The sequence below is a fragment of the Trichocoleus sp. DQ-A1 genome (assembly GCF_039961955.1).
GTDB lineage: Bacteria > Cyanobacteriota > Cyanobacteriia > Cyanobacteriales > FACHB-T130 > FACHB-T130.
The window spans coordinates 19,643-35,856 of record NZ_JAMPKE010000025.1 but is presented as its reverse complement, the minus strand read 5'-3'; the positions used below and the strand labels follow the sequence as shown (position 1 = coordinate 35,856).

Sequence of the window (16,214 nt, the reverse complement as noted above, 5' to 3'; positions counted from 1 at the left end):
AAAAAAATTTACCCTCATCTTTACTTACGAAAAGTCTTTCAATTCTCTCATAAACGAGAAAGAAGCATATTTCCCCCTCCCCGTTCACGGGGAGGGTTGGGGTGGGGTTCCGAATTATAAGTAAGAATTCAAGAAAAAATCCCATCAACCATGTAAGCTTTTATCATATTGCACTTTCCCATAATCCAACTTCACAATCCGATCGGCAACTTCAAAATAGCGGTCATCGTGAGTAACAACCAGAACCGTCTTCCCTCTACTTTTTAACTCTGGCAACAGTTGCGTGTAAAAAACTTCCTTGAATACTGGGTCTTGGTCTGACGCCCATTCGTCAAATATATAAATAGGACGATCTTCCAAATACGCCGTTAATAAAGCAAGACGCTTGCGCTGTCCTTGGGATAAAGCAGTAGTCGAAAGAATACCGTCTTTTACCTGCACTTTACGATCTAATTCCAGCTTTTCTAAATACTTTTGGGTTTGGTCAGTTAGTGATGGAGTGTCTAATCCTAGAAGACGGTTGAAGAGATAGAAGTCAGAGAAAACAACTGAAAACTGTTGGCGATACCACTCGCGATTTTTATCTGTAATCGCTTTACCGTCAAACTGAATTTCTCCCGATTCTGGAATATAAAGTCCAACTAGCAGCTTCACAAGAGTAGATTTGCCACTCCCATTACCACCGACAATAAACACTAATTCTCCACGATGAAAAGTTACGTCGAGTGGCCCTAGAATGAAGCGATGTTCTTCCCGTTCCCCACGGTAAGCATGAGTCACCCCCACTAATTTTAAAGAACTCCACTCAAATTGTGAATCTAGGGTCGTCGTCAGATGCTCTTCAGTTCTCTGGGCTACCAACGATAAGCCAAGCGATTCAATCTTATCTAAAGCAACATTCGCTCTACTTAAATCGGGAAGAGTGTTTAAAATCCCCCGCAACGGAGTAATCATAAAGATGATCGTTAAGGCATAGCCGGATAGAACGGCAACAGGAATATTTCTTAGCAGGGGTAAACCAAAAATCACTAACCCAATGGGAACGAAGAATAGCAGTAGCCCCCAACTTCCAGCAAAAGCGAAAATACTCATCGCCGCAACTCGGTAATGGCGCGAAGACGCAGCGGCAGACTGGAGGTCTTGAGAGAGAAACGCTTGGCGTCTAGAGTGGTGCAGCTTGAGTTCCTTCGTCCCCTCCGTGGTAGTCCGGAAATGTTCGTATAACCTGTCTCGCACTTCACGGGAAAGCTTGAAAGAATCCCTACCCTTCGTCACCAGTAAAGTATGACTAAAGATTCCCAACACCATGAAGCCTAGGATGAAAAAGAATAGAGGCACAGATAGCCAGCTCAAATAGAGCAGGCACCCCACTAAAATGGCGAGATTTACAAATAGTCCAGAAACGGAAATAGAGGCACTAGAAATTACCTCAATATCTTCTGTGAGGGTCGCTAGAAGCCGGGAGGAACCAATTTCTTCTAAATGACGCAAGGGACAAGCCAGAATGCGTTGATTTAAGAGCATTCGCAGATTGAAGATGACCTCCTCTGCTAATCGGGCAATCAGGACTTGGGACGCAGTCATGGTCACAAACAGAAGAAAGCACAAACTAACAAAGCTCCAAGCCAGGGTCGTTGTTGGTAGTTGAATATCTCTTAAGGTGAGGTTAATCAGGGCTATTAGACCCGCACTACTCCCACCACTGAGAAGACCCGTCAATGCAGCCAAAATGACTGTTACCCAAGAATTTTTGAGGAGAAGGCGGATTAGCTTCATGGCATAACACCCCAGTACATTAAGACCAGCACTATCCTGTCAGATGCTAGTCCAATTGTCGTTAGCGTCGGCAAATTGTCCCGATCCGGAAAGAAGGAGCAGTTGCTACCAAGTCACGCGATCGCTTAATTTTTCGAGTAAGCTGGGGCCAACTCCTGGCACTTTGTCAAGGTCTTGTAACGAAGTAAAGGGTTTTTGCTGACGCGCCTCAATAATGCGCTGAGCTAATTTTGGGCCGACTCCGGGCAATGCCTCGATTTCTTCTTGAGTTGCAGTGTTGAGATTGACCAGATAGGAATCGGGCTGAGGGCTAGGGGCGGAGGACTGAGGAGAATTAGAGAGACTTTTCGGTGGTTGCGCCTTTTGGATCGGAAGTTTGGCTTTTGGATTGGCATCTGGAGTGGTTTGGGAGGGTTGAGAAGCTGTTGTTTGCTGGGAACATTGTTTCTGTTGTGCTTGTATTTTCTGCCCAATCCCATCAGGAACACCTAACACAGCATTCTTATAAAGGCGGTCAAATTCGCGCTCATAATGGGCAGCAACAGTCGGACTTTCAATGACTAACACCGTCTCATCATTGCCGCTATTGGCGGCTTCTGACCAGTTGTGGGAGCCAGTGATGACGTTTTTTTTATCCACTACCCCAAATTTGTGATGCAACAAATCGCCCTTTGGCAGTAATGGCACGCCAACTGTGGTAATCGGTTCTTGCCAGGGGCGGTTATCAACCTCATACTTGCATTGATTGCTTAGGGCTTGCCCCATCATGTCCAAAGCTTCACTGTAGGGGCGATAGACAAAATCGGGATCGATTAAAGCCCGTACCTGCACCCCATTTTGATGGTCGGTTTCCAGAATATTCGCTAAATGCTGATCGGAAAAAACAAACAACGCCATATCAACACTTTGGGCAGCGGTACTTAAAGTTTTGCCAATTAAGCCGTTACTGGTTTGGTTCCAGGGTTGAGTGGTCGAAGTTGGAGAAAACTGGACGGTGACGGTGGTATTGACCAACTTGACTTGCTGTGGGGATCGATAGGGCTTTTTGATGCCAAATTTACTATCCGGGTTGCCTCCTGGCCCATCGCCCCACATCACGTTAAACTCTTGGGTGAAAAGGGTTGCCAACTCAGGACTATCGATTTTCAGCAAGTTATTGGCATTGCCCAAACTGGTAGGCTTGGCAAAATCACCGTGAATATCCGATGTTGTGAAGTTAGCGGAAGTCACGATAAGTTTTGCGTTATCGACGATAACAAATTTGTGATGCATCAAGCTGCTGCCTTTAGAACCGTCAGCCGTATCGTCGATTGTCGGGATACCGGCGTTACGTAACATTACCAAGGCATCTCCTTGGTTAATTTCCGCTGGACTGAGCTGATTATCGCCGTTGCGGTCTACTAATTTGAGAAATTCTTGAGAGCGATCGCTCTCCCTTTTTGGCAGTTTCGCCAACTCTGCTGGAGCGATCGCACTGAGAGGACGACTGTAGGTATTTTCTAAAATTACCCGAACTTTTACCCCAGCTTTCTTGCGATCCACTAGCGCCTGTGCAATCTTCGGTAAGCGCAACTCTTGCACCGCCACATCGACGCTGGATTTCGCAGAAGCGATCGCATCGACAATCTGTTGCTCTAAATCATCTCCCTGTCGTCGTTGCTGGCGATACGGCTCAGTATATTCTGCCGTTTGGGCGTGGTTGAAATATACCTGAACAAAAGGATCTTGCGGCAGAGGCGTGAGACGGGAATTCTGCGACTGCACTCGCTGACACGCGCCGAGAGTTAGCGCCAGCAGTAACGTGAAGCCCAGACGGATTGTCGGCGGGGAAAAAAGAAGATGCACGGGAAGTTGGATTCGCTGATAGATAAGAGAGGATAGGCGAACTCGCCATCCCTTTTTTACGTCATCGAAGCATAAATTTCTTTCATCACCCACACGATAACCTGACGGATTCGTGGTGTCATCACCGATTTTTCGTCAGCAAGCGAAAACGATTCTCAAAGACTTGCCCCTCTTGCATTAACATAAACTGCAAGCGGACAAAATATTCGATCTTGTCCAACCGCCCACGGCGGAGAGTTTCCACAGGATAAAAGCTTTGTGGGGGTGGGAGGCACCAAGCCACACCACTATTTTTTATGCCAACCAGAAAAAAAACGTTTTCGTGCGGTCACAAAGGTCATGGTCAAACCTGCCATCGCTGCGTTCAAGAACGCGCCACCTGGATTCAAAGAAAACAGGAAAAACAGGAGTGGGAAGAATCTTTTTCACTCGATCCGATTAATTTAAGACATCTTCCCGCTCATTTGGTAGTGAAGGCGCGTGCCATCATCGCTAGATTGGAGGGTAGCCGGAACTATATCGAATTTCGGGGCAAGCGGATGCGCCACAACCGCTTGATTATTAGTATCCCTTTGAGCCGCGACTACCGGATGATTTGCCGCGACTGCGGGACAAAGCTGGTGCCAGAAGAAGTCATGTCTCACGAAGAATATAACGTCTGTAAACCGGGTAGTTAGGTGAGAGACGCTCTAGCGAGAGGCGCTATATGCTGAAAGAAGAGACAGCCTGTCGCTTAATCAACCATGCAAATTTATCTGGATTATAGTGCTACTACGCCCACTCGCCCAGAAGCGATCGCAACCATGCAAACTGTCCTCACCGAGCAGTGGGGCAATCCTTCCAGCTTGCACGAGTGGGGGCAACGGGCAGCAACGGTTCTGGAACTGGCAAGAATTCAGGTCGCTGGACTCATTAACGCACCGGCTGAGTCGATTATCTTCACTTCTGGCGGCACCGAGGCAGACAATCTGGCGATTATGGGGGTTGCCCGCAGCTACAGGACGCCCCAGCATATCATTATCTCCAGCGTCGAGCATTCAGCCGTGTCAGAACCGGCGCGTTTATTAGAGTTGTGGGGTTGGCAGGTGACGCGGTTGCCGGTAGATACTAAAGGACGGGTGAATCCCACCGATTTAGAAAAGGCGCTGCAACCGAATACAGTCTTAGTTTCGATTATTTACGGGCAAAGCGAAGTCGGCACGCTACAACCGATAGAGGAATTGGGCAAGATTGCCCACTCTCACGGGGTGTTGTTTCACACCGATGCCGTCCAAGTCGCTGGACGCTTACCGATTGACGTGCAGCGGCTGCCGGTGGATATGCTTTCTCTTTCCAGCCACAAAATCTATGGTATTCAGGGCGCGGGTGCGGTTTATGTCCGCCCTGGTGTAGAGTTAGCGCCTTTATTGTGCGGGGGAGGGCAAGAAATAAAACTGCGTTCCGGGACTCAGGCGGTTCCGGTGATTGCTGGTTTTGGCGTGGCGGCTGAGTTGGCGGCGCAAGAATTGGGAACAGAGACACCGAGATTGATAAAATTGCGCGATCGCTTGTTTTCCCATTTAGCGGATGTTCCCCACCTCATCCCTACTGGCGACAGGCAGCATCGGCTACCCCACCACGTCAGTTTTAGCGTCATCGGTGAGAGTGAAAAAGTTACTGGAAAAACCTTGGTACGGCAGATGAACCTGGCTGGAATTGCCATCAGTGCGGGTTCCGCCTGTCACAGCGGCAAACTCAGCCCCAGCCCCATCTTGCTGGCAATGGGATACAGCGATGCAGTTGCCTTGGGAGGCATTCGCTTCACTCTGGGGCGGGACACAGAGGAAGCGGATGTAGACTGGGCGGCAATGGTGCTGAAGCAAGTTTTAGAGCGATTGATGCCTGTTTCCAAGAATAGCTTTCAGCCGGAGCGAGTTTTGAGTTTAGAATTTTGAATGCTAACGACTCACAGTAATCAGTAGGTGGGAATCATTAACGACAACATTAAACCTAATCCCCAACCTCCTTCCCGTACTGCGCGTTCCTAACGGAGGCAAGCAGCAATCCCGACATAATTAAAACATTCTTTCTCTTGTCCCCTTTCCTCTTAGGAGAGGGTTAGGGAGAGGTTTTTAATCAATTTGACATTTTGGCTGAATCCACTTAAATTCAACAATTTTCGAGATGGCAGAACTTCCTAAATCACTAGAAGAAGCGATCGCGCAATCCCGTGAAGCAACCCAAGCTGCGATCGCCAATGGTTACACCCGCATCAAGGTCGAGTTAGTCTTCCCAGAACTCAAACCGATGCCCGTCGCCTTGCAATTTATCGAAGCCTTTGAGGAGATGGCATCGGAGTTGAAAGTTTTCTTTCCCGACGCTGGGGCAGCTGCCCTTGCCCGCCGCGACTGGGGACAAGTACCCTTTAAAATTACAGATATTGGCAGTAGCCGAGCGTCCGTAGATGAGAAAATTCACCCAGAAGATCGGGTTTTCTTGTTCGTTGAACCTTCCGCAGTAGAAGTCTTGCAAGTCGAAAAACTGTGCGAAGCAGCAGGCGATCGCCCGGTGGTTCTCCTCAACCCTAATCTAGAAGACGCCGCTATTATTGGCATTGGCTACGCGGGACGACAATTGCGCGATCGCTTCCTGACTACCCTGGAATCTAGCTACTATCTCAGACCCCTCGACGGTGCTGCGGTGCTTCGCTGCTACCCTTCACCCTGGCAAGTTTGGCAGGAAACAAACGACAACTATCAGCTGATTGCCGAAGTTTCTACAAAACCTGTGGGCGAAGAACTTGACAACATCCTGGCAGGAACAACTCAGACTAAGGACGCTGCCAATCCCAGCAACCGCAGCAGCGAAACCCCAGCGCCGAAAAAACCTGGATTGTTCACCAATTTACAACGGTTCATTCGTACCCTGAGCCGTTAATTGTGTGCGTAATAGCGATCGCGCCCTGCGGCTTTTGCCTGATAGAGGGCGGTATCTGCTGCGGAAATCAGCATTGCTGGTGAGGATTCTAAAGTCGGAACTACACTAGCAATGCCTAAACTGAGCGCGATCTGCTGACTAGCTTGAGAATTAACGTGCGCGATCGCTAACGCCTTCACTTCAGCGCGGATTTGCTCAGCAACTCGGATTGCTCCCTCAACTACGGTATACGGCAAAATTATCGCAAATTCTTCTCCCCCGTAACGAGCTACTAAATCCGTCGAACGCTTCACTGCACGCCGAATCGCACTCGCCACTGCCTTTAAACATTCATCTCCCGCTTGATGACCGTAAGTATCGTTATAGAGTTTAAAAAAATCGATATCGCCCAAAATTAATGATAAGGGTGCTTGCTCTCGCACCAGCCGCTGCCACTCACTATTCAGGTACTGGTCAAAGCAACGGCGATTCGCTACCTGAGTCAAGCCATCTAAAACGGCAAGGCGCTGCAACTCCTGATTCGCTTCCTCCAACTGTTGATAAAGTTGGGCTTGTTTAATCGCGATTCCCGCCTGTGTTGCTAATTCTTGGAGTAAATTAATCTCTAGCTGCTGCCACTGTCGCGGTTGCGAACAATGATGAGCAATCAATAATCCCCACAAATCCTCGCCTTGGAGGATGGGAACCACCAAGTTTGCTCTCACCTGAAACTGAGCCAGTAAATCAATGTGACACGGACTTATCTTTGCCGTATAAATATCTTCAATCGCTAGAATCCGACCGTTTTTGTAAGGCTCCACATAAGTTTGTGCAAAGCAATGGTCTGTCATCGTCGAGCCTAAAATTGGCGTCCACCGAGAATCGACCGACTCAACTGCAACAACGCCACTCCAGTCTGGATGAAAGCGGAAAATGAGTACTCGGTCAGCCTGAAGAAATTGTCGCACTTCCCTCACTGTCGTATTGAGAATCTCCTCCAGCTTCAGAGATTGACGGATTTGGTGGGTAATGACCCGAATCAACGACTCCCGCTTTGCCTGCTGCAACAATGCCTCTTCAGTAGCTTTTCGCTGGGTGATATCCGTGACCATTCCCAGGACTCCCGCATATTTTCCCACTTGATCGAAGATGGGATTGGTAGAAACAATTGCCCATAGATCGGAGCCATCCTGACGGCAGAATTTAAAATCATGTTGTTCTTTAATTCCTTGGCGGCGACGTTCTATTAAAGCTTCTGCGATCGCGCGACCTTCGTCATCCATAAAAGCAAACAAAGGCTTGCCTAGCATTTGAGCCGCTGTTAGTCCTAGCATTTGTGCCATCTGGTTATTCACAAAAGCTGTATTCCCCTCTGGATCGAGAACCCAGATCCCTTCAACGGTGGTTTCGACAATTCGACGATACCTCGCTTCGTTTTCCCGTAGTGCTTGCTCTGCCTGCTTGCGCTCGGTTAGGGAAGCAATAGAATTAGCCAAACTTCCAATCCATTTCAGGAATGAATCATTGCATTGAACGATTTCCCGATGGGCTAAACTTAAAACTCCGATCGACCGTTGGTTGACGATCATCGGCATACAAATGAAAGTTTTAATCTCTGACTGCGAGAATATTTTATTGAAGTTACTATTCTTGGCTGACTGCGAAAGATCCGTCTTCACGACAGGTTGACCCGTGCGAACCACACTCCCCGAAAGTGTCTGGTCTACCGGCACCTCAAGAACAGTTGTGTCCGCAGGCAAGGGAACTCCTTTTAGCCCTGCAAATACCATCATTTGCCTTGCTTCGTCATAAAGTTCGATGGTGATAATCGGAAAACCAGTATCAATGCTAATTTCTTCAACAATCTCTTGAAATGCAGTGTAAAGACATTGAGTCCCCTGCGCGATTTCTGAAATTTTGTATAGCGTTAGCCGTTCTAGATTACACAGGGTGAGCTGATTTTCTGAGTGCTTGCAATCGGTAATATTCTGAGCTTCGGCAATCAATAAAGGTAGCGTATGCTGTGCCTCAACAAACTCTGTTTCTACCTTCAAAATCTTCAACGAAAAGTCAAAGGTGGCGACAGTATTTCCAACACCTCGCACCTCAACTTCGTAACTCACGATTTCTCCGGCTGCTGCTTGAGCGATCGCGCATTTTAAACGTTCCTGGATCTCTGGCGAAACGCTCCACCACGGCGCTTCCCAAAAAAAACAACCTATTACATCACTTGCAGTGATTCCACCAAAGTGTAGCGCCGTCTGATTGGCTTCTAGGACAATCCCGTCTGATTGCAGGAGCACGATAAATTGGGATGTTTGATTAAAAATAGCGCGGAATCGTCTCTCACTTTCGCTTAACGCTGTTTCAAACCTTTGTCGTGAGAGAATCTCTTTTTGGAGTTGTTCCTTCGTCTGGATCGGTTGATCTATTAATGCTGCAACTAGCTCTTCAAAATGCTCTAACTGTCCGCGAGGAGTTGTTGCCTGAGAACTGTCATCCCAGGGTACTAATTGATGAGGGTTCATTTCCTACACTCCTAATACCATTGGCGCAAAAATACCCCTCTCCACAAGAACAGTAGCCAAGCGATCCCCTGAGCAAATGATGCCATACCATAGGTTTACACATCCGCCCCAAGGATCGTTAAAGAAAACATAAAATGTTATTAATCTTTCGCTGAGCGGCGGCTTCAGAAATTTGCAGTTGAGGCGGCTTGATGGATGCGATCGCTTGGGTTAGCCATTGGATGCAGATTTTTGTCCTAGCGCTGCTGGCTTCCTCGTAGCGGCGTTCTTGAAGAAGCAATCGCCGATGTGATGAGGATTCTACCGTTCGCTAAAACGGAAGATGCGTCAATCGTGGCGCTTCTGCTAACAAGAATGTTAAGTTAAAAAATCGCGTTTTTGAATTTTCACGGGCTTGATGAGTATCCTAAGTTTAGGGTGACAAATCGGCATTAGAAATGCTATCCAGATTTTCTGTTCATCTGAAATGGTTGAACCTGTTCCGCCATGATGAAAGCGCCATAATCTAATTGGAGATTGGGAGATTGCAAGATTGGGAGACGGAAAAAATCCCCCTACCCCCTATAGCCCCTCCGCTTTGTTTGTATATTCTGTATTAGAGGATGTCTGAAAAGTCATAATCGAGACTCTTAAACAGTAGAGATACCCCTTGCCGTCCCTGATAAATTGGGGGACTTTGAGAAACTTATCCTCCTTGAAAAGAGGGACTAGGGGACAAAGTCAATTTTTGGCACTTCTCAGACATCCCCTTAGATGCAAACTAGCTTGTCTATAAATATCTCTGTTCCAGATGTAAGCGAGTGCTGGATTTCAGTATTCTCAGTGTAAAAATATTTACTTCTTATCAATTATCGAATGTTAAAAAAAATTACAATTTATAAACCTTTTATTTAATAAATTGAAGGTTCATAAACTAAAAGACATAATGAAAAGCGGGATTGATAGTTTAGTTTTACTCTTTTGAGAGTGCAAAAGCTGATGGTTAAAATTAGTCTCAAAAAAATTGCATCTAAAAAAGAAGGACTATCTCTTCTACAGGAAATTTTAGAAATAATAGAAACACCGATCGCAATTCAGGATGCATCAGGCGAAATAATTTTAGGAAATGATAGTAAAAATGGCTTCAATAAATATCCGGTAGAGCTGTCGGGTGAAGCGATTGGATGGGTAACGGGGGAGCGGAAGGCATCTGTTGTAGCTTCACTGCTTTCCTGTTTAGCGAATAAAGAGCTAGAGAAAAAAACACTAGCTCATGAATTACTAGATAAATATAGAGAAATAACCCTTCTCCACGATATTTCTACAAAAATAACGGCTAGCCTGGATCTCAAAGAAGTTGCCAAACTTGTAATTGATGAAGTCAGGAGACTCATTGAGGGAACCAGCGGTGCAGTTCTCTTACTCAATGCAAGAACGCAAAAGCTTGAGACTATCTCGGAATTTGGTGAGGGATGCCACCCAAAAGCAACCTTACGGGTAGGCGAGGGCATCGTTGGCAGTGTTGTTTTAACCGGAAAAGGAGAGATAGTCAACGATGTATTATCTGATCCTAGGTTTGTTGAAAGACAAACTCCAATCAGCTCCTTAATTTGTGTTCCTTTGAAGACGAAAGATAGGGGGATTGGTGCAATTGAGATTAGCAGTTCTTCCCCGGAAAGCTATACAGCAAAGGATCTGAAACTCTTGAACCTGGTGGCATTCCAAGCAGCATCAGCCATCAACAATGCCCTTGTTCATGAAAACCAGCTCAAGGAAAGCCGTCGGGAAAATTTGCTTTTACGTTTGGGTAGCCAAATTCGTCATTCCCTCGATCTCAATACTGTTTTGGAAACAGCGGTAAGTGAAATTCGCAACCTCCTACAAATTGATCGCTGTTCGTTCATTTGGTATCGACCGAACATCGTTTGTATTAAGTCAAGCTGTCCGAAAGAAATACTATTTCGAGAAGAAAATCAAGCAAGTTGGGAAGTTGTTCATGAATCTAGAAGTGCTAACCTACCTAGCTTAATTGGGTACTACTCTGCTACGGAAACAGGTTCTTTTACGCAAAAGCTTTTGGAGCTGGAAATCATTCGCGCCGATGAGGTGGAAACTTTAAGCGATCCAGTCATGCAGGACTTTTTCGTTTCTCAGGGGTTCACCTCTATATTGGCATTGCCCATTCAAACTCACTCTGGTGCGATTGGTGTTGTTAATTGTGGTAACACTCAAGAAATTCGACCTTGGAGTGAGTATGAAGTTGAACTATTGCAGGCGGTGGCGAATCAATTAGCGATCGCTCTCGACCAAGCAGAACTTTACGAACAAAGTTGCACTGCTGCCTTTGTTGCCAAAGCGCAAGCGCAACAGCTACAGCGAACCCTGCACGAGTTACAACAAGCTCAATCTCAGCTGATTCAGAGCGAAAAAATGTCCAGTCTGGGTCAGATGGTCGCTGGTATTGCCCACGAAATCAACAACCCTGTCAACTTCATCTACGGCAATATCAGCCACATCAATCAATATACTCAAGACTTACTTTACCTTTTAGAACTCTATCAGCAGGAATATCCCGATCCAGCGCCGAAAATTCAAGCTCAACAAGAAGAAATTGACCTCGATTTCCTGGTCGAAGATTTGCCGAAACTGCTGTCTTCAATGCAGGTGGGAGTCGATCGCATTCGCCAGATTGTATTATCACTGCGAAACTTTTCCCGCGTGGATCAGGCACAAATGAAGCCAGTGGATATTCATGAGGGGATCGATAGCACCTTGCTGCTTTTACAAAATCGCCTGAAACCGAGTGGTGGAAATCCAGGCATTCAGATGATTAAAGAGTACGGCAAACTCCCTCTTGTGGAGTGTTATGCAGGTCAGATGAACCAGGTGTTCATGAACATTCTTGTCAATGCAATTGATGCCTTAGAAGAAGGCAGCGATCGTGGGTTATGGGTCATGGGTAATCGGGAAGAAAGTAGCAATAGCTCATTACCTACAATTCGGATTCGCACGGAAATGGGAGATGGCAATAAAGTTGTAATTCGCATTGCCGATAACGGTTCTGGAATGACCGAAGCAGTGAGAAAACAATTGTTCGATCCCTTCTTTACGACGAAAGCAGTAGGAAAGGGGACAGGGCTAGGGCTATCAATTAGCTATCAGATTGTAGTGAAAAAACATGGTGGAGTTCTGAAGTGTTTTTCCCAACCAGGTCAGGGAACCGAGTTTTGGATTGAGATCCCGCTAGCACCACAGCATTTAAGCCAGCTGCCTAGAGGCATGGCGACATCAAATCATTAAGGCAAGTTATCCGGCGAAACGCTTTTAGTCGCGAGGGAGATGAGTATGAGTGTGATGTCTGAGCAGAACAATCATGCGATGGCGAATCAGCGATCGCTCATGCGCCTCCCCCGAACCCTGAGTGTCTTGGAAACCTGGGGTTTCGGTCTGACGACTCATCTGGGATGGATTGGCACGGCACCTCTGATGCACGCTGCTCTTGGGTCGTCTGCCCTTTTCGTGTGGTTGCCCGCAACGATCGTGGGGGTGCTGCTGAACCTACAGGTGAAGCGTTTAGGGGAACATTGGCCGGAGATGTCAGGCGGAACGCCGAACTATACAACCCGGCTACTGAGAAACTATCCTGGTCTGGGTCGTTACGGAGCGATCGCATACTTCATCGCTTGGGCAGGATATCTGCCAGTCAACGCGATCATCTTCACAAATCTGATCGAAGCCAACCTGGAACCTTTGGGCATTACTTGCCCCGAAATAATTCTCAAAATTGGATTCACGCTACTGGGTTATATTCTGGCGTTTAGCGGCACCCGCGCCTTGGGGATTCTGCACTTATTTTTCATTCTCCCGGCAGCCGGATTTCTACTTGTGTTCTGCACTCAAGGGATCGGGTGGTTAGCCGTCTCTCCAGCTAGCCCTGGTTTTTTCCCCACCAGTTGGTCAACGCTAACTTTTGCAGACTGGGCCAAGTGGTACTTCTTTGCCGCCTACCTTGCCTACGGCTGTGAAAGCGCTTCCTCTTTTGTCGCTGATAGCCGACGCCCTCATGAAACTTTACGATTTCTGATCTTCTCTGCTTGGCTAATTCCAGTTGTCCTAGTGGGCGGTTCCTGGATAGTCATGCGTTTGGTGCCCGTACAACAAGGGCTTGGCGAAGACACGTTCTTGACCCTATTAACGGCTGCCCAGCTTTTCTGGGGTCAGTCAGCTTCTTCAATCGTCACACTCCTAATCGCCTCCAGCTGTCTTCTCACCTGCGCCACTTGCGTTTCCAACTCTCCCCGTATTTTGTACCAACTCGCCCTAGACGGACTGCTTTCACCCGTCTTCGCCATTGTCTCAAGGGCAGGTGTCCTGCAACCGGGTCTTGTATTTAGCCTTGTAATCAGCCTCATCTGTCTGATTTGGGGAGATATCTCCCGCATCGTGGTAGTAACGGGTACTAGCTGGTTGGCATCAATCATGGTAGTCCACCTGGCATTATGGCTGCGCCGAGACAGACCAGAAGTGCGATGGTCGTGGTGGTCTGGAGGCTTTTTCCTGGTAGAAGCGGTTGTTTTGGTAGTGGGAGGTTTAGGTTGGAGTTGGCAAGACGTGCTGATTGGGCTGCTGTTTCCCATCGCCGTTTTGGCAGCGGATGCGGCTATCGGTCGTATTGCGTTTCCACCCTTTCACCCAGCCTGGTGGATTCAGCGAGATCGGGCGCAGCACCGTCAGAGCAAAGATTTTGTGGCATTTCAAGTAATCATCCTGCTGGTGTTGGTCTGTGGCGCTACCACAATAGGCTGGGCGATCCGAGCCTTGTTAGAGAGAGGTTCAAGCAGTTCCAGCAACAATCTCTTGGTCATTTTGCTGATGATCGTCGGGTTTGTCGCGATCGCGATCGCCTGCTGGACTAGCTTACCCCAGGTCACGGCGATCGCTGAAGCACGGGAACAAGTGGAAAACCTCTTTATCACTGCCCTTGATACCGTCCCGGATACCATTCTGGTGCTGGATGAAAAGGGTGCGATTCGTCAGGCTAACCCAGCCGCCTCCCAACTGTGCCAGATGAATACCCATGAGCTAGTTGGGCATCGCCTGAATGAGTTCCTGTCGGGATTGGCGAATGAGCCTGAGCAGTGGCCCAACCGGAGCGAACAAATACTCACTCAAACCCCTCTAGAGACGCAAAATTTCGCGTCTCTACGCATCATTGAAGCGACAATCTCCCAGAAGAAAAATCAGAATTTCCAACAATATATTGCGATTCTGCGCGACATCACCGAACGCAAACAGGCGGAAGCAGCATTGCAAAAAGCTAATGCCTATCTCACTGCTATCATTGACAACTTAGCAGCAGGCTTGTTGGTGACGGATACAAATGGACAAATCACTCGCATTAATCCAGCAATGCTCGCTATGTTTGGGCTGGGAAACATCGATCTGACGGGTAAAGATTGCCACGAACTATCTAACACGAAGGTGGCAGAACTTGTACAACAAACCAGAGAACATCCCACAGAAGTCTTTATAGCAGAGATAGAACTGGCAGATGATCGATTCGGTCAAGCAGTGGCAACAGCAATTTGCAAAGATGCTTCCCAGGATGCAGTCAATAATTGTATCGGTTCGGTCATCTTAATTCGGGATATCACTGCCGAAAAAGAAATCGATCGGATGAAGACAGATTTTATCTCTACGGTTTCCCATGAGCTGCGGACGCCCCTAACCTCTATACTCGGATTTGCCAAAATCATCAAGAAAAAATTGGAAACTGGGATTTTTCCCTTACTCCAAACAGAGGATCGGAAAACTCAAAAGACTGTCAAGCAGGTGGGAGAAAATATTCATATCATTGTGTCTGAAGGTGAGCGGCTAACATCCATAATTAACGATGTCTTAGATATCGCCAAGATGGAGGCGGGTAAAGTTGAATGGCAGATGCATCCCACTTCTATAGAAGAGATTATCGAACGGGCGATCGCAGCCACCTCATCTCTAGTTGAAGTTGCAGGGCTTCATCTGCAAAAAGATATTGAAGCGGGACTTCCTGAAGTTGTGGGCGATCGCGATCGCTTGATCCAAGTTGCCATCAATCTTATTTCCAATGCCATCAAATTCACAGACGTTGGCTATGTAACCTGTCGCGTCAGACAGCAATCTAATCAAATTATCGTCAGCGTCATCGATAGCGGCATTGGCATCGCCGCCCCTGACCAAGATAAAGTGTTTGAGAAATTCAAGCAAGTCGGTGACACCCTCACAGACAAACCCAAAGGAACTGGTTTGGGGCTACCAATCTGCAAGCAAATTGTAGAACATCATGGCGGCAAAATCTGGCTAGAAAGTGAGCTGGGTAGGGGTAGTACCTTCTCTTTCAGTCTACCCATCAGTAATAGCACCAATGCTGATGTAGAGAAGATGAATATCGATATCCTCGTTAGACAATTGAAACAGAGTCTCGTCCAAATGGAACCCTCGTCCTCTGAGCATCATAAAACCATTTTGGTCGTTGATGATGATGCCCACATTCGTCAACTTCTCAGGCAGGAACTGGAAGCCGAAGGATATGAAGTCAAAGAAGCTATCGATGGAATGAATGCGATTGCCCAGGTTAAAACTGCCCAACCCGACCTAATTATTCTAGATGTGATGATGCCGCAAATTAATGGGTTTGATGTGGCAGCGGTGCTAAAAAATGACCCCCAGACGATGGGCATTCCCATTATCATCCTGTCAATTATTGAAGATAAACAGAGGGGCTATCGGCTGGGCATCGACCGATACTTTACCAAGCCTGTTAACACAGAAGGGCTCCTCAAGGATATCGGATTGCTACTGTCTCAAGGAACGTCGAAGAAAAAAGTTTTGGTTGTTGATGAAAATGAATCAACCCTGAGACTACTAGCTGAGGTGCTGCAAGCCAAGGGATACAGCGTTGTTGAAGCATCTAATGGCCCTGAGTGTATCGAGAAGGCATTATCAGTCAAACCCGATATGATTATTGTAGATTCCGTGTTTTCACAGCAGCATAATCTTGTCAAAACATTGCGATTTGAATGTGGGCTGGAAAATGTCTTATTTCTGTTACTAGCCGAGAGCCAACTTGAATAGAGCGAAAAAGGTAACAAAAAGCTTTTTCTACCTAACTCTTCTACCACTACTCCTACTCGATTAGTTCTATCTCAAGGT

The 16,214-nt window shown here is 47.2% G+C and carries 9 protein-coding genes; 5 read left to right on the top strand and 4 right to left on the bottom strand.

Features of this window, described 5'->3' with window-relative positions; genetic code table 11:
- Positions 1 to 144 precede the first annotated feature (144 nt).
- Complete coding sequence (locus NDI33_RS20145) at positions 145 to 1,776, bottom strand: cyclic peptide export ABC transporter (protein WP_190673858.1); 1,632 nt, start codon at positions 1,774 to 1,776, stop codon at positions 145 to 147.
- A 105-nt stretch (positions 1,777 to 1,881) separates the two neighbouring features.
- On the bottom strand, positions 1,882 to 3,621 hold the full coding sequence (locus tag NDI33_RS20140) for a DUF655 domain-containing protein (protein WP_347275860.1): 1,740 nt from the start codon (positions 3,619 to 3,621) through the stop codon (positions 1,882 to 1,884).
- A gap of 296 nt (positions 3,622 to 3,917) precedes the next feature.
- Between NDI33_RS20140 and NDI33_RS20135 the strand changes: the two genes are divergently transcribed.
- The 3 genes from NDI33_RS20135 to NDI33_RS20125 all read left to right on the top strand — a co-directional run bounded on the left by NDI33_RS20135 (position 3,918) and on the right by NDI33_RS20125 (position 6,537).
- Positions 3,918 to 4,298, top strand: a complete 381-nt coding sequence (locus NDI33_RS20135) for a hypothetical protein (protein ID WP_190413403.1) — start codon at positions 3,918 to 3,920, stop codon at positions 4,296 to 4,298.
- 66 nt (positions 4,299 to 4,364) lie between these two features.
- Positions 4,365 to 5,555: a cysteine desulfurase family protein gene (locus NDI33_RS20130; RefSeq protein WP_190673856.1), complete on the top strand. Its 1,191-nt coding sequence runs from the start codon at positions 4,365 to 4,367 to the stop codon at positions 5,553 to 5,555.
- Positions 5,556 to 5,784: 229 nt separating this feature from the next.
- Complete coding sequence (locus tag NDI33_RS20125; RefSeq protein ID WP_190673854.1) at positions 5,785 to 6,537, top strand: DUF1995 family protein; 753 nt, start codon at positions 5,785 to 5,787, stop codon at positions 6,535 to 6,537.
- Here the strand turns inward: NDI33_RS20125 and NDI33_RS20120 are convergent.
- Together NDI33_RS20120 and NDI33_RS20115 are read right to left on the bottom strand one after the other, a co-directional pair.
- Positions 6,534 to 9,044, bottom strand: a complete 2,511-nt coding sequence (locus tag NDI33_RS20120; protein WP_190673852.1) for a diguanylate cyclase — start codon at positions 9,042 to 9,044, stop codon at positions 6,534 to 6,536. The genes NDI33_RS20125 and NDI33_RS20120 overlap by 4 nt on opposite strands.
- Before the next feature lie 118 nt (positions 9,045 to 9,162).
- On the bottom strand, positions 9,163 to 9,324 hold the full coding sequence (locus NDI33_RS20115) for a hypothetical protein (RefSeq protein ID WP_190673850.1): 162 nt from the start codon (positions 9,322 to 9,324) through the stop codon (positions 9,163 to 9,165).
- Between the two features lie 698 nt (positions 9,325 to 10,022).
- On the opposite strand from NDI33_RS20115, the gene NDI33_RS20110 reads away from it, so the two are divergent.
- Together NDI33_RS20110 and NDI33_RS20105 are read left to right on the top strand one after the other, a co-directional pair.
- Positions 10,023 to 12,323: a GAF domain-containing protein gene (locus NDI33_RS20110; RefSeq protein ID WP_242030520.1), complete on the top strand. Its 2,301-nt coding sequence runs from the start codon at positions 10,023 to 10,025 to the stop codon at positions 12,321 to 12,323.
- Between the two features lie 45 nt (positions 12,324 to 12,368).
- Complete coding sequence (locus NDI33_RS20105) at positions 12,369 to 16,136, top strand: response regulator (RefSeq protein WP_242033049.1); 3,768 nt, start codon at positions 12,369 to 12,371, stop codon at positions 16,134 to 16,136.
- Positions 16,137 to 16,214: the final 78 nt, after the last annotated feature.

Excerpts from the sequence above, each read along its gene's own strand:
- NDI33_RS20110 (WP_242030520.1), top strand. The coding sequence starts at position 10,023 with ATGGTTAAAATTAGTCTCAAAAAAATTGCATCTAAAAAAGAAGGACTA.
- NDI33_RS20125 (WP_190673854.1), top strand. The coding sequence starts at position 5,785 with ATGGCAGAACTTCCTAAATCACTAGAAGAAGCGATCGCGCAATCCCGT.
- NDI33_RS20135 (WP_190413403.1), top strand. The coding sequence starts at position 3,918 with ATGCCAACCAGAAAAAAAACGTTTTCGTGCGGTCACAAAGGTCATGGT.
- NDI33_RS20145 (WP_190673858.1), bottom strand. The coding sequence starts at position 1,776 with ATGAAGCTAATCCGCCTTCTCCTCAAAAATTCTTGGGTAACAGTCATT.
- NDI33_RS20105 (WP_242033049.1), top strand. The coding sequence starts at position 12,369 with ATGAGTGTGATGTCTGAGCAGAACAATCATGCGATGGCGAATCAGCGA.
- NDI33_RS20130 (WP_190673856.1), top strand. The coding sequence starts at position 4,365 with ATGCAAATTTATCTGGATTATAGTGCTACTACGCCCACTCGCCCAGAA.
- NDI33_RS20120 (WP_190673852.1), bottom strand. The coding sequence starts at position 9,044 with ATGAACCCTCATCAATTAGTACCCTGGGATGACAGTTCTCAGGCAACA.